Source organism: Mucilaginibacter sp. Mucisp73, assembly GCF_059491465.1.
This window is the reverse complement of record NZ_CP168507.1, coordinates 3,014,920-3,029,190: the sequence shown is the minus strand read 5'-3', so window position 1 is coordinate 3,029,190 and position 14,271 is coordinate 3,014,920. Positions and strand designations below refer to the sequence as shown.

Below are 14,271 nucleotides of genomic sequence, written 5' to 3'. Positions count from 1 at the left end.
AAAGATAGAGTTTAAAATGGAGTTAAGCAGATTGAATAAGCTGTTGGAATTTATAAAAAATGAACCGGATGATGAGTTTCTGAAATATGCCCTGGCAACAGAATATCTGCGTCTGAATGAGACAGATAAGGCTCTTGCTTATTATGAAGACCTGGTAAATAACCACCCCGGCTATACAGGTACCTATTATCATTTGGGTAAGCTTTATGAAGCGCTAAACCGAAAGGATGACGCCATTAAAACTTATGAAGCCGGTATGAAAGTGACAAAAGAAAAGCGCGATAACCATGCTTTTTCTGAATTGCAGGCAGTATATAGGCAGGCAATGGGTTTTGAAGAAGACGATGACGATTATTAGTAGTTCATAGTTATGGTTAATAGTTCATGGTAGCTCCGCAGTATTGGCTCGTCCATTTTTCGTGAACATATCTATGATCTGCCTGCTATGAACCATATCTATGAACTATCTGCAAAAAACTATCTGCGAATATAAAAATGAAGAAACGGCAACTATTATTTCTGCGGGATGTGCTAATTTATACTTTTACCGCTTTTGGCGGACCGCAGGCCCACATTGCTGTTTTGCTGCGCGAATTTGTTGAAAAACGAAAATATATTACCGAAGATGAGTTGATGGAGCTTAACGCCTTATCGCAGGTATTGCCCGGCCCTTCGTCAACCCAAACACTGGTTGGGATAGCCTGGAAAGTGGGTGGACTTAGGCTGGCTATTATTACATTTTTAATTTGGATCCTCCCCTCGGCCACTATTATGTGTATGGCGGCTATCAGCTACAGCATGGTTGCTAATAAGGCCAAATTTGCTCATGTAATCAGTTATGTACAGCCTATAGCGGTAGGCATAGTTGCTTATGCCACTTATACATTTGCCAACAAATTTTTAAAAACCAGGATCAGCACCATGCTGGCAATTGGTTCACTGATTGTGACACTCATCCTTCAAAATGCTTATGCCTTTCCGATACTCATATTGCTTGGCGGCATTATATCATCGGCTATGGAAACCCAGCAGCATGAAAACGAATTGAGGGTAAAACTATATTCAAATGTAAACCCTAATAAAGTAGCATACTTTATAGGGATTCTGCTTTTTTTTGCTGCTTTAGGTGCGGTTGTAAATCAAACGTCCCCATTAAGTTTACCAATCCGTTTATTTGAAAACTTTTACCGCAACGGCATCCTTATTTTTGGAGGGGGACAAGTGCTGGTACCACTCATGTATACCGAATTTGTTGAGGTTAAGCATTACTTAAGCCGGTCGGAGTTTTTGTCGGGATATGCTTTGCAGCAGGCTTTGCCGGGGCCCACATTTTCATTTACTTCGTTTTTGGGCGGCATAACGCTTGGCAACAAGGGATACAGTATTTGGGGGCAGGTAATCGGTAGCCTGGTTGCTGTTATTGGCATCAATACACCAGGCCTTATCCTTATCCTGTTTATTGTGCCGTTTTGGGAGGATCTGAAGAAGATTACACGTATAAAAAACTCACTAAGCGGTATAAATGCAGTAGCTGTAGGTTTTATGGCTACTGCGCTGATTTTACTGGTAAGGCCTTTTGGCTTAAATTGGACAGCCTATGCCTTAATGATCGGCACCTTCCTGGTGCTGCATTTTACCAAAATAAAAACACCGATAGTGATCATTATCGGCGTGGTTTTAGGAATAATATTTTAGCCTCCTGGCCCTAAAGGGGGAGGTTAGGGAACCCAGGGATTACTTTTAACGGCATCATATTCCACAATCAGCAATTGAGAATTATCCTTTCTCCAGCTGTTTTATCAATTTTGGTTTATCAGCTACAAAAAGCAGTGAATTTGCCATAAGCCCCCCATCCAGCGAGTTAACGCCAATCTGCTCATTTACAAAATCGACTTTTCTGAAATCTATTTTGACGTCATCACTAAACGCCGGAAAATGTTGTTGCGTTTTGTCGATGGCTGTAATATAACTTTCCGGGGGCAGCAAGCTTGCAAGGGCAAACCTAAATGTGCCGTTTTCGTAACCCGGATCTGCCCGGCATTGTGGATGTTCACTTGTTATTCCTTTTTTATAAGCGCTATAGCTCCGGACTGTTGCAGGCCTGAAATGAGGATCTAAAACTCTTCGGCCGTGCTACGGCTGTCAATAAAGGGCGAACTATAAAGATTTATAATTAAAAGCTTGTAATCAACGATGAAAGTCCATTCTGATGTTTGATTTTTTTTATGGGTAACCAGGTCTTCGCAGCCGAACGCATAGTTGATATCTAATACTATTCGGAAACTTCCCTGGCCTGTGTTCTCATCAAATTTGATCCTGTCAAAATTTAAGCTGACCACTTCCGGCGAGCCCTCAGGTCTGAATTCACGTTCAAGGGCATACTTAAGCTGTCCGTAGTTTGCTGAAAGAGGCTCAAATATAACATTCAGAAAATTTAACAAGCTGGCAGGTTCATCCTTTAGCTCATCGAGCTGCCCTTTGTGAAGTTTAATTTGCAAGCTGTTTATCATCAAAACAAAATTAAAAACAAAGCCGGATTAAATGAAATGCGAAATAGAACGAGTGTTTTTGCGCATTTTGTAAAAAAAAGCGTCGGATAAATTTTGATGCCGAACTGGATATCCTAAGTTAAAAAGAATTAAAAGAGGAATGCCTTATTTTTATTTTTTAATTGTTTTTATTACAATAATTACTAAATGAAATCGATTGCTTTTGAATATTTTTTAAAACCAAAGCATATCCCGTTTCTTACGATGTATCAAGAATGTCTCCGCTATAAATCTTAACTTTTAAATGGCCCGTTTAGTAAAAAAGGCTTGTTAGAGATCCTGGTTTTGAGTAAAGTGATGATTTTTTAATATTTTTTTAATAATTGTTGTTTTGACAATAAAAGTTTTTACATTTAGCTTTCTATAGTAGCCCAACCTATTTAATTATAAACCAGTTAAGACCAATTCATGGAGATTTTGAACGATGCTCATATTATTGAGCAATTAAAATTGGGGAACAAGGAGGCCTTTGAAGCAGTATTTAAAAAATACTATAAGCTGCTTAATGTATCGGCCTTTTATATTTTACGGGATGAAATGGAAGCTGAAGATACCGTTCAGGGTTTTTTTGTTGATCTTTGGGAAAGACAATTATATACCAATATTAATTCGTCATTAAAAGCTTATTTAACTACAGCAATCCGTAATAGATGCCTCAAAAAAGTTGAAAGCGAAACACGAACGCAAAAAAAATTGGTAGATTACAAATATACACTTACCGAAATAGAGGAGGAAGAAACACCTGTACCGGAAATTTATCCTGAAAAAGTGCTGGCCGATTTGTCGATACAGCGGATGCAGGCTTTTACCCTGGTGCATTATGAGCATAAAAAGTATAAAGATGCGGCCTTTGAGATGGGTATTAGTATAAATTCTTTGAAAACTCATTTGAAACTGGCAATAAAAACTTTAAAAGAAGGGTTAAAAAGTGCCAAATAAGTTCACCCTTTTATCCATAATGAGGTCTTATATATAATGACATACAATAAAGCGTATTTTCAGGAGCTAATAATTGAGCAAATTACGGGGGTAATCAGTGAGGAAGAAGGTCATTTGCTTGAACATGCTATACAAAACGATCCCCGGATTAAACAACTGTGGGATGAAATGCAACAGGTACTTACTTCAGATAAAGCTCAAACCTTCTTTAATAATATTGATGAAAATAAAGCCTGGGATACAATCCAGCCCGAAATAAAGCCGGTACGATCGATCAGGCCTGGCTGGACAGGCGCAATAAAATGGCTTTCTGTAGCGGCTTTATTATGTGTCGCTTTTACTGCCGGATATTATTGGCGGCAAATACCTGTTAATACTATTGTTGCTGCAAAAAAAAATCTTAAAACACCGTCCATTGAGTTACGGCTGGCAAACGGGCAGCATATCAACCTGTCTGATACCAGCAAAAAGGTGATTAATATGTCGTTCGCTCATTTAAATAAAGGTGTTAACGGTTTAAGTTACCAGGTAGATAATAGTAAAAATGAGGAGTGGAGCACACTCGTTATTCCTTCAAAATTAAACTACCGGATAGTACTTTCAGACGGTACACAGGTTTGGTTAAATTCGGTATCGAGTCTGCGCTTCCCGTTTTCATTTTTAGGCAAAACCAGAGAAGTGTACTTAACAGGCGAAGCTTTTTTTAAAGTTGCAAAAAATGCTGCTCACCCCTTTATAGTTCATACAGGCCAAACTGATGTAAAAGTTTTAGGTACGGAGTTTAATGTAAATACTTATCATGCCGATGAAACGGTAACCTCGTTGGTTGAAGGCTCGGTATCAACAAGCGGCCAGGATAAGCAAAAAATGCTTTTACAACCTGGCTACCAGGCTGTTTATACATCGGGGTCCGGGTTCCGGTCCCAACCATTTGATCCTACTGTTGAACTGGCCTGGATGAATGATATTTATTATTTCCATAACACTAAACTTCACGATATAAGCGATGTACTGCTCCGCTGGTTTGATGTAAAAGTAGTTTTTGACGATCCTGCGAAAGCTGATGAAGCATTTAGTGGCGCTATTCAAAAAAACAAACCAATTGAAGTTTTTATTCAAAATATTAAAGCATCTGCAGGGGTTTCGACCCTTTTAAAAGAAGGGGTTTTACACATCAGGTAAGAAAACGACGTCGGTTAAACCACAACTTGTTTCCTGGTTATTTAATGCCTGGCCCTTAAGCGCCATGGGAATCATTTGCCCTTTTTTGTAAAACGGATAGTGTTGGTAATTCATTGAAATAGTGTTGATTAATAGCTTTTGTTTTTCATTGTAATAAAAAAAATACAATTTTTCTTATTTCCGTTCACCCGTTTTAGCAGGAACAGGTCTTAGAGAAAACCAAATCGTAAACCCAATAAATATGGAGAGAATTCTATTCAGCCGGCGGCTTATACTGCCCTTTATTTTTCTTTTATTGGTAACCCGGTATGGCGCTGTACAAGCGCAGAGTACGGGACCAATAACACTCAAAAAGGCCAACATCAGTTTGGCCGAAGTATTTAAAGCAATCAAAAAGCAAACGGGCCTAACCGTTTTTTACAGTAACACGCTGTTGAATGACAAAGAACTTGTTACTGTAGATTTTAAAAACGCTGAATTAAAAGAAGTGTTCGGCGTTCTTTTGAAAGGAAAAAGCCTGAGTTATGTAGTACGCGACCAACTCATTGTTATTGAAAAGAGTGAACCCGCACCCGTTGTAAACCCTCCCAAAAAAGAACCTGCAGGAGCCGTCGTTCCTAAAAAAGTGCAGGGGATTGTTTCTGATGACAAGGGGCTTACTTTACCAGGCGTAACTGTTAAGGTTAAAGGCGGCACCAATGGAACGCAATCAGACATTGATGGTAAATATACCCTTAATTTAAAGGAAGGCGGAAGTTCAATCATCGTGTTTTCATTCGTAGGCTCAAAATCGCAGGAATTTGACCTTGCAAACTATTCCCCGTCGGCAGCCGGCGTTTATAAAATAAACGTGCAAATGGGTGCTGATAAAAATGCACTTGAAGAGGTTGCAGTTGTTGCCTATGGTACGCAAAAAAAGACAAGCCTTGTTAGCTCCATTACCACTGTAAACCCTAAACAACTTAAAGGGCCATCAAGTAACCTTACAACGATGCTGGCAGGTGTTGTACCCGGGATGATCTCCTATCAGCGAAGCGGCGAACCCGGTGCTGATAATGCCCAGTTCTTTATAAGGGGTGTAGGGACGTTTGGTGCAGGTAAGGTTGATCCGCTGATATTAATAGATGGTATTGAATCGGGCACTACCGATCTGGCAAGGCTTCAACCGGATGATATATCGGGCTTTTCGGTATTGAAGGATGCTACAGCTTCATCATTATACGGTGCGAGAGGTGCAAATGGCGTAATATTGGTTACTACCAAACGTGGCGATGTAGGCACTGTGAAATTCAATATCCGCGGTGAAAACTCAACATCCTCAAACATCAAGAATATTGACCTTGCCGATAATATTACTTACATGACACTGGCCAATGAGGCGGTGCTTACGCGTAATCCATTGGGCATTTTACCTTACTCGCAAAATAAAATAGATCATACGGCCAAAGGTGATGATCCGTTGTTATACCCCAACAATAACTGGATCAAGCAGTTGATCAAAACCAAAACCAATAACCAGAGATTCAATATGAACGCCAGCGGCGGGTCAGAAAAAGCTAAGTACTACCTGGCCATGACCTATAATATTGACAATGGCAATCTGGCGGAGAATAGCCTTAACAATTTCAGCAACAACATTAAGCTGCAATCATATTCTATTTTATCAAATACAACTTTAAACCTTACTAAAACCACTGAAGCAGTAGTGAGCTTAAAAGGTCAGTTTGATAGTTATCATGGGCCGATAAATGGTGGCGGCTATACTTTTTTAAATGCTTTATGGAGTAACCCGGTAGCTTTTCCGGCTATTTACCCCGGCAACCTGTTGCCATATGTAAGTCATCCGCTTTTTGGTAATGCTATTATACCCGGTGGCGGTCTTTATATGAACCCATACGCGCAATCTCTGTCTGGTTACCAAAGTTCCAATACCAGTACATTGACGGCGCAATTAAATTTGAATCAAAAGCTTGATTTTATTACCCAGGGCTTATCCAGCAGGGTAATGGCATACACAACCCGTTATTCATACTTCACGGTTTCCCGCCAATACAGCCCTTATTACTACCAATCAAACGTACTTAACGGTCAATTTAATGGTTTAACTTTACTTAATAGCGGAGCGGCAGGCAGCGTAGGTGCCACTCCAACCGAGTACTTAACTTATAGCCCCGGAGGAAGTGTATCCAATGCAACCACATATATTGAAGCAGCGGTAAACTACAACCGTACATTTGGGCAAAAACACGCTGTTAGCGGCTTGTTAATTGGTACTATGCGCAATTATCTTACAGCTAATGCGCCAACGCTTCAACTGTCCCTGCCATCGCGTAACCAGGGCGTATCAGGCAGATTTACGTATGGTTATGACAATCGTTACCTGGTTGAATTTAACTTTGGTTATAACGGCTCGGAGCGTTTTGCCAGCAACCACCGTTTTGGCTTTTTCCCATCTGTAGGTGCGGGTTGGGTGGTATCAAACGAAAAGTTTTTTGAGCCGCTACTGTCAACCATTGATAACCTTAAATTCAGGGTTACCTATGGTTTAGTAGGTAACGATCAGATTGGTTCGGCTAATGATCGCTTCTTCTATCTTTCTGATGTTAATTTAAATAATGGTTCTAACGGCCAATTCGGTACTAATTATTCCTATAGCAGGCCTGGCGTAGTTACCTATCGTTATGAAAACCAAAATATTACCTGGGAGCAATCAAAGCAAACCAACATAGGTATGGATTTAACGGTAGCTAAAAACTTTACTTTAACTGTAGATGCCTATCAGCAAAAGCGTGATAATATCCTGATGGTACGTAGTACTATACCTACTTCAATGGGTTTACAGGCCAATATATCATCAAACGCCGGTAAATCATCGAGCAAGGGTATTGATATCGCCATGGATTATAAAAAGAACTTTAATAATTCATTTTGGATTCAATCGCGCGGTACGCTTACCTATTCCCAAAGCAAACTGTTAAAAAACGAAGAACCTCTTTACAGCGATAACCTGAAATACCTCAGCAAGGTTGGCAACTCTTTAAGCCAGATCTATGGCCTCCTGGCCGAACGGTTATTTGTTGATGATAAAGATGTAGCCAATTCACCGGTGCAAAGCTTTGGTGATTATAAAGCAGGCGATATCAAATATCGTGATATGAATGGCGATGGTAAAATATCCAGCTCGGATGTTGTGCCAATAGGGTATCCCCTTGTACCCGAAATTATTTATGGCTTCGGTTTTTCCGTAGGGTATAAAAATTTCGATATCAGCGCATTCTTCCAGGGATCAGCACGCTCATCTTTTGTTATCAATTCGGCAGATATTTCTCCTTTTTACCTGGTAAACGGCTTGCAGAGTAACGGCCTTAACTCCGGTAATCAAAGCGGTTTGTTAAGCACAATTGCTAACGACCACTGGTCGGAAGATAACCGCAACCCATACGCTTTTTGGCCAAGGTTAAGCACTAATATACAGGGTAATAATACCCAAACATCCACATGGTGGCTGCGTAACGGCTCATTTGTACGTCTTAAATCGGCCGAGTTGGGATACAATTTCAACAAGAGCCAGCTCAAGTTTATCCATTTGAGCAGTGCGCGTATTTATTTAAATGGCTTAAACCTGTTAACCTTAAGCAGCTTTAAACTCTGGGACCCTGAAATGGGAACATCTGGATTGGGGTATCCGATTCAAAAAGTGTTCAACTTAGGCTTAAGGGTAGAATTTTAAAAGCTTTCAAATCAGTTATATGAAAACTAATTTTATAAAAAAAATTAAGCATTCAGTATTGGGCCACGCAACTAAAGGGAATATTACCCTTTTAATGGTTGGCTTAATAATGATTGTGCCGGTATCATCCTGTAAAAAATCATTTTTGGATGTTGTTCCTGATAACGTGTCAACAATAGCAAATGCTTTTGTTTCAAAAACCGAGGCAGAAAAGTACCTGTTTACCTGCTACTCATACCTCCCAACAGAAACCGATCCTACTTATAACGTTGGCCTCACTGCCGGCGATGAAGTTTGGGTAGAAGACCCTGCTAATCACATCAGGTCGACAAACGTATTGCAATTGCCAAGAGGCTTCCAAAACTCGTCGGACCCTATTGCCAATTATATGAACGGCACCAGGGACGCAGCGGCAAACTACAAAGCCATACGTGATTGTAATGTTTTTATTGAGAATGTAAGTGACAAGGGAAAGGTGCTTGATTTAGATATCGATACCCGCGAACGCTGGATAGCCGAAGCACAGTTTTTAAAGGCATTTTATCATTTTCAACTTTTTAGGGCTTATGGGCCAATCCCAATTATTGATAAAAATCTGGCCATCGATGCACCTATTGACGAAATAAGGGTAAAACGCCGCCCGGTTGATGAAGTTGTAAACTATATTGCTAATTTATATGATCTGGCAGCTGCAAAACTACCTTTGACTATTCGAAATGAAGGGAGTGAATTAGGCCGGGTTACTAAAGGTGCAGCATTAAGTATGAAGGCAAAACTGCTGGTTACAGCTGCGAGCCCGCTCTTTAATGGCAACCCTGATTATAGCTCATTCAAAAATAAAGACGGTGAGCAATTGTTTAACCCTGCTTTTAGCACCGAAAAATGGCAACGTGCAGCGGATGCCTGCAAAGCCGCTATTGATTTTTGCGAAGCGCAAAGCATACACCTGTATACGTTTCCTGCACCAACTATTCCGCTTAGCCAAACTACCATGACGCAAATGAGCATCAGGAATGCGATGAGCGAAAAGTGGAATGATGAGCTGATATGGGGTTTAACCGCTAACAATAATATCAATTACAATTCTTTTTTCCAGTCGATGTGCGCGGGGCAATATGATTTTAATAATGCCGATGCCGCAAAATCAGCAAACCGCCCATTGCTTGGTCCTACCATAAAAATGGCTAAGATGTTCTACACTAAAAACGGAGTACCTATTAACGAAGATAAAACGCTTGATTTTAGTGATATATCGCAGTTGAGGGTGGGTACGCACGATGAACGTTTTAATATCAAAGAAGGTGAAACAACTGCGAGGCTCAATTTTGACAGAGAACCGCGTTATTATGCCGACCTTGGATTTGATCGCGGTGTGTGGTATATGGCCAACAGCCCAACCAAAACCGACGAAGATACCTGGTGGATGAAATCCCGCGGCGCCGAAGTAGGTCAATCGTCCCCAATACCAATTGCCGGCTTTTATATGAAAAAAGCACTGAACTGGCATTATGAATGGGCAACTGTTACCTATATCAACTATCCGTGGCCCGAAATGCGTTTATCTGATCTTTATTTACTTTATGCGGAATCATTAAATGAAGCACAGGGACCTGTAGCCGATGTGTATACCTACGTAAACCGTATAAGGGCGAGGGCCGGTTTGGCCACTGTTCAGGAGTCGTGGTCAAATTACAGTATCAACCCAACTAAATATACCACTAAAGATGGTATGCGTTCAATCATTCAGCGCGAACGCAGCCTTGAGCTTTGCTTTGAAGGACACCGTTTCTGGGATCTGCTGCGCTGGAAAACCGCAGGAGTTGAGCTTAACGGAAACGTAACAGGTTGGTCAATCAGCGAAAACTCGCCTGAGTTATATTATCGCGAACGCACCATTTATTCGCGGCATTTTGTGATCCCGCGCGATTATTTATGGCCGATACAGGAAAACGACCTCCTGGTTAATCAAAACCTGGTACAAAATCCCAACTGGTAAATGCATAGCAATAATATGTTTAACATTAAAAGCATTAACATGGAAACAAGGAAATTACAAACTGCTTTCTGCATTTTACTATTAATGATAGTAATAACAGGCTGCAAGCAGGAATCACTCAATAAACCCACTATAACCAATAACAATGGCCCGGGGACTGTAAGCAACGTACAGGTACAAAACCTGAATGGTCAGGCTACTTTAACTTATTCTTTACCCGGCGATAACGATCTTTTTTATGTAAAGGCTGTTTACGAAACTTCGCCCGGCAAAACCCGCGAAGTAATAGCATCGCATTACACCAACAATTTAACTGTGGATGGCTTTGGAGATACGCTGGCGCATGTAGTAAAACTATATGCGGTTAATTCCAGCGAAAAGGCTTCGGCACCGGTTTCAGTCACAGTAAATCCTTTAACACCTCCTTTTTTACTTGCTTTCCGGTCGCTAAAAGTAACGCCTACTTTCGGCGGTTTTAATGTCACTTGTGATAACGTAGCTAAAGACAACCTTGCTATTGTACCAATGGTTGATACCGCCGATAATGGCCAATATGTGCAGCCAAAGGGAATGGATAATATATACAGCAACAGCGTTTTAATAAAGGCAGCAGTAAGGGGCCAGCCGGCTATTGAACGTAAATACGCGTTTTTTGTACGGGACAGGTTTTTGAATAAATCCGATACTTTGTTTTTGAAATTTACACCGTTTTACGAAGAGCAATTTGCAAAATCGGATTGGTCGGTTTATAAGTTGCCGGGTGATGCCACCAATTTATATTCATATACTGATGTAACCAAGATTTTTGACGGGAACTTTACAGGTGGCTGGCCAAATTGCCTCTTTACGGTTGAGAGCGCCGGCAGTCCGCAAATGGTAACTATCGATCTGGGCAAGCAGCGTGTATTCAGCCGTTTTATCCTTAATCCTTTTATCGAGATAGGTAACGTGTACTATGTAAGGGGTAACCTGCGTGATTTTGAAATATGGGGGTCGAACGCACCAAACGTGAATGGTGCGCTGGATGCATCATGGACAAAATTAGTAACCTGTAATATAGTGAAGCCTTCCGGTTCTCCGTCGGGTACGGAAACAGCTGCCGATTACAAATACGCTCATGACGGATGGGGCTTTGATTTTCCGGCCGGTTTAAGTGGTTATAGGTATCTCAGGATCAGGAGCCTGCGTAACTGGACAGGGTCGTACTTTATGAGTATCAGCGAGTTTACACTGTTTGGGAAATAATAAGGCTTACTTATTTATCAATTTAATTTCAATCATGAAACTATATAAAATAACATCATACTATCTGTTGGTACTGGTAACTTTCGTTGTAAGTGCCTGTACTAAAATGGATGATTACAAAAAGAAATATGAGCCGAACGGGCCAATTATATATCCGGGAAAGCTGGATTCGGTACAGGTGTTTTCGGGCCGGAACCGCGTGCTGTTAACCGGCCTTTTTACATCCGATCCTAAAATTATAAAATACCGGGTATATTGGAACAGTAAACAAGATTCAATAGAAACTCCGGTAACCCGCACTTCAGGAGTTGATACCGCAAAATTGTTGATACCTAATTTACCAGAAGGGATCATGACTTTCGAAATCCGTACTTATGACAATGGGGGGCATGTATCTATCCCGGTTACGCTGGCAGGCAACGTATATGGCAGTTTATACCAAAGTTCGCTTATTAACCGCGGTATAGCCAAAGCAGAGCTGCAAACAGATGGCTCGGCCTTAATCAACTGGGCTGATGTGAATGCCGATGATGGTTTGCTCTCTATGCGGATTAAATTTACCGATGCTTCCAATAAACAGCATGATACATTGATTATTTCATCACCAACCGGGTTAAGCACATCACTGCCTAAATTTAAAGCAGGTAGCGTGATCACTTATCGTACCGCGTTTAAACCCAACAAAACCGCTATCGATACCTTTTATACAGATTACCAGGATCATAGTGTTAAGGCTGATGTGACAAGTATTTACCTCTCAAATACAGGCCCTTTTCAAAGGAACACCTTTGATGGTCGTTGGGGAACACTTGCCGCGCCGTGGATAACCAACGCGGCAGCCAAAAATAAAGATGGCGGTACTAATGGTGGCTATAGTTCTGATGGTGGTGGTACCATTAACTGGGAAACATGGAATAATACCCCGGTGGTAAACGGTATAGTATATCAGGCTACCTCATCAGCATTGCCTGCCGGTAATTATATCGTCTCGTTCGATTCTTATTCGGAGGTGCAATCAAATTCATCTGTTTATTGTGTGGCTGCTGCCGGAGGGAATGGCATCCCTGTACTCGCAGATCTTTCTACCGCGCTGGGATCCGTAAATATGTTTAATGGCGCAAAAGTAGGCGCTACGAGTCCTAATTCAAGGGAGGTGAAAACTTTCACGTTTACACTTTCTTCACCGCAGGTGGTATCCATAGGATTTCTGGGTAATCTGGTCGGTAATGGAAACCCGGGCAATTACTTCACGGTGTTTAATATTAAATTGTTTAAAAATTAAGAATGATAAAAAGTCCCTGGTGTTAGCCAGGGACTTTTTACTTTAATATAGTCATCGTTTACAATTGAGCTTATTCATAAATGGCTATCTGTACAGGTTCGTCCTCAGGTATTTCCCCAATTTGAGCTGACATTGATTTTTCCGTAGCATTTGAGGTAATAAAACTCATGCCAAATGCAAGTAAAAGCAGTGGTACTGTCATCCAGATTACCTGATGGATACCATAATGAGCAATCACAAAACCGCCCAGTAAAGTGCCCAATGTAATACCTGCGTTAAAGAAGGAGGGAAGCAGGCTGTTTACAAAGTCAAGCGCTGGTTCCTGAATGCCATGGGTAAGCTGTATATTTGCCGCCAGAAATCCTCCGGTGTGTATAAAGCCCCAAACTGAAAGAATAATAACCATTGGAATAAAATGCCCGCCAAACAGATATGCCAAAACATGGGTTGCAACTAAAGACAGCAAAAACAGCCGCGTTGTAAGTGTTACATTTTTACTAAGCGCTATACCCATAAGCCAGTTGCCGGCTATCCCTGTACCTCCAAATACCAGCAACATGATGCTAATTTGAGCTCCGCTCATACGCGAAACTTTATCCAGGTATTCGGCAAGATAACCATAGGTGGCAAACATGCCTGCCAGGATAATGGTTGAAGCCAGTAGCTTAATCCATAAGTGTACACTCCGCAGCAGCTTTACCTGGCTTTTGGGACTTGCCTGTTCCTCATTAACGGGCATTGAAGGTGCAAATAGCGTCAACGCGCCAAAGGCTAATAGGTTAATGACGGCTGATAAGAGAAAAGATGCCCTCCAACTAAAAAGATCTGCCATATAGGTGGTGAGAGGTACCCCTAACACGGTAGCAACGCTAAGCCCGGCCATTACTATCGAGATGGCTTTTGGCGCATCTTTTGGCCCCGCTTGTTTTGCAGCCGCAGTCATGGATACTGCCCAGAACACCGGGTGCAAAAATGCCGGTAGTATACGGGCAATCATAAGTACGGTGAAGTTCGGCGCTATTGCCGATAACAGGTTAGAAATAACAAATATCCCTAATACCAGGCACATCACAAATTTGCGGTTAAGACGTGCTGTTAGCATATTGGTAAACGGTCCTGCAAGCGCCACCGTTAACGCGAAGGCACTAAGCAGCCAGCCTGCCGTATCAATGGAAATATGAAATTCTTTCACCAGGTCGGGAAGGATACCGATAACTCCGAACTCCGTGGTTATGATGCCGAAGGCACCAAGGGCCATAATGTAGATTAATTTATTCATGAGTAGATGCATTTAAATATTTGAATGTTTCGATGTTTTATGTTGAAGTAATCAGTCAAATCAGAAGAT

11 protein-coding genes are annotated in these 14,271 nt (G+C 41.3%); 8 read left to right on the top strand and 3 right to left on the bottom strand.

From position 1 onward, the window contains the following. The first annotated feature begins 16 nt into the window (after positions 1-16). Positions 17-358, top strand: a complete 342-nt coding sequence (locus ACEN82_RS12775) for a tetratricopeptide repeat protein (RefSeq protein WP_090525421.1) — start codon at positions 17-19, stop codon at positions 356-358. Positions 359-495: 137 nt separating this feature from the next. Beyond that, complete coding sequence (chrA, locus tag ACEN82_RS12770; RefSeq protein WP_413323067.1) at positions 496-1,695, top strand: chromate efflux transporter; 1,200 nt, start codon at positions 496-498, stop codon at positions 1,693-1,695. A gap of 81 nt (positions 1,696-1,776) precedes the next feature. Here the strand turns inward: chrA and ACEN82_RS12765 are convergent, their stop codons facing one another. Beyond that, positions 1,777-1,986: a hypothetical protein gene (locus tag ACEN82_RS12765; RefSeq protein WP_413323066.1), complete on the bottom strand. Its 210-nt coding sequence runs from the start codon at positions 1,984-1,986 to the stop codon at positions 1,777-1,779. Positions 1,987-2,114: 128 nt separating this feature from the next. Beyond that, the gene (locus ACEN82_RS12760) at positions 2,115-2,510 is read right to left on the bottom strand and encodes a hypothetical protein (RefSeq protein ID WP_413323065.1); all 396 of its coding nucleotides are present in this window, start codon (positions 2,508-2,510) and stop codon (positions 2,115-2,117) included. A 447-nt stretch (positions 2,511-2,957) separates the two neighbouring features. Between ACEN82_RS12760 and ACEN82_RS12755 the strand changes: the two genes are divergently transcribed. From ACEN82_RS12755 to ACEN82_RS12730, 6 genes are all read left to right on the top strand, one after another. Further along, positions 2,958-3,488 carry an RNA polymerase sigma factor gene (locus ACEN82_RS12755; protein ID WP_413317254.1) on the top strand — a complete coding sequence of 177 codons (531 nt, stop codon included), beginning with the start codon at positions 2,958-2,960 and terminating at the stop codon, positions 3,486-3,488. A 36-nt stretch (positions 3,489-3,524) separates the two neighbouring features. After that, a complete protein-coding gene (locus ACEN82_RS12750; protein WP_413317252.1) occupies positions 3,525-4,670 on the top strand; it encodes a FecR family protein in 1,146 nt (381 codons plus the stop codon). Positions 4,671-4,911: 241 nt separating this feature from the next. After that, positions 4,912-8,400: a TonB-dependent receptor gene (locus ACEN82_RS12745; RefSeq protein ID WP_413317250.1), complete on the top strand. Its 3,489-nt coding sequence runs from the start codon at positions 4,912-4,914 to the stop codon at positions 8,398-8,400. A gap of 19 nt (positions 8,401-8,419) precedes the next feature. Then, positions 8,420-10,396 carry a RagB/SusD family nutrient uptake outer membrane protein gene (locus ACEN82_RS12740; protein WP_413317248.1) on the top strand — a complete coding sequence of 659 codons (1,977 nt, stop codon included), beginning with the start codon at positions 8,420-8,422 and terminating at the stop codon, positions 10,394-10,396. A 39-nt stretch (positions 10,397-10,435) separates the two neighbouring features. Beyond that, complete coding sequence (locus ACEN82_RS12735) at positions 10,436-11,641, top strand: DUF5000 domain-containing lipoprotein (protein ID WP_413317246.1); 1,206 nt, start codon at positions 10,436-10,438, stop codon at positions 11,639-11,641. Positions 11,642-11,675: 34 nt separating this feature from the next. Beyond that, on the top strand, positions 11,676-12,923 hold the full coding sequence (locus ACEN82_RS12730; protein ID WP_413317244.1) for a DUF4998 domain-containing protein: 1,248 nt from the start codon (positions 11,676-11,678) through the stop codon (positions 12,921-12,923). A 70-nt stretch (positions 12,924-12,993) separates the two neighbouring features. On the opposite strand, the gene ACEN82_RS12725 is transcribed toward ACEN82_RS12730, so the two are convergent. After that, a complete protein-coding gene (locus ACEN82_RS12725) occupies positions 12,994-14,202 on the bottom strand; it encodes an MFS transporter (RefSeq protein ID WP_413317242.1) in 1,209 nt (402 codons plus the stop codon). Between the last annotated feature and the right edge of the window lie 69 nt (positions 14,203-14,271).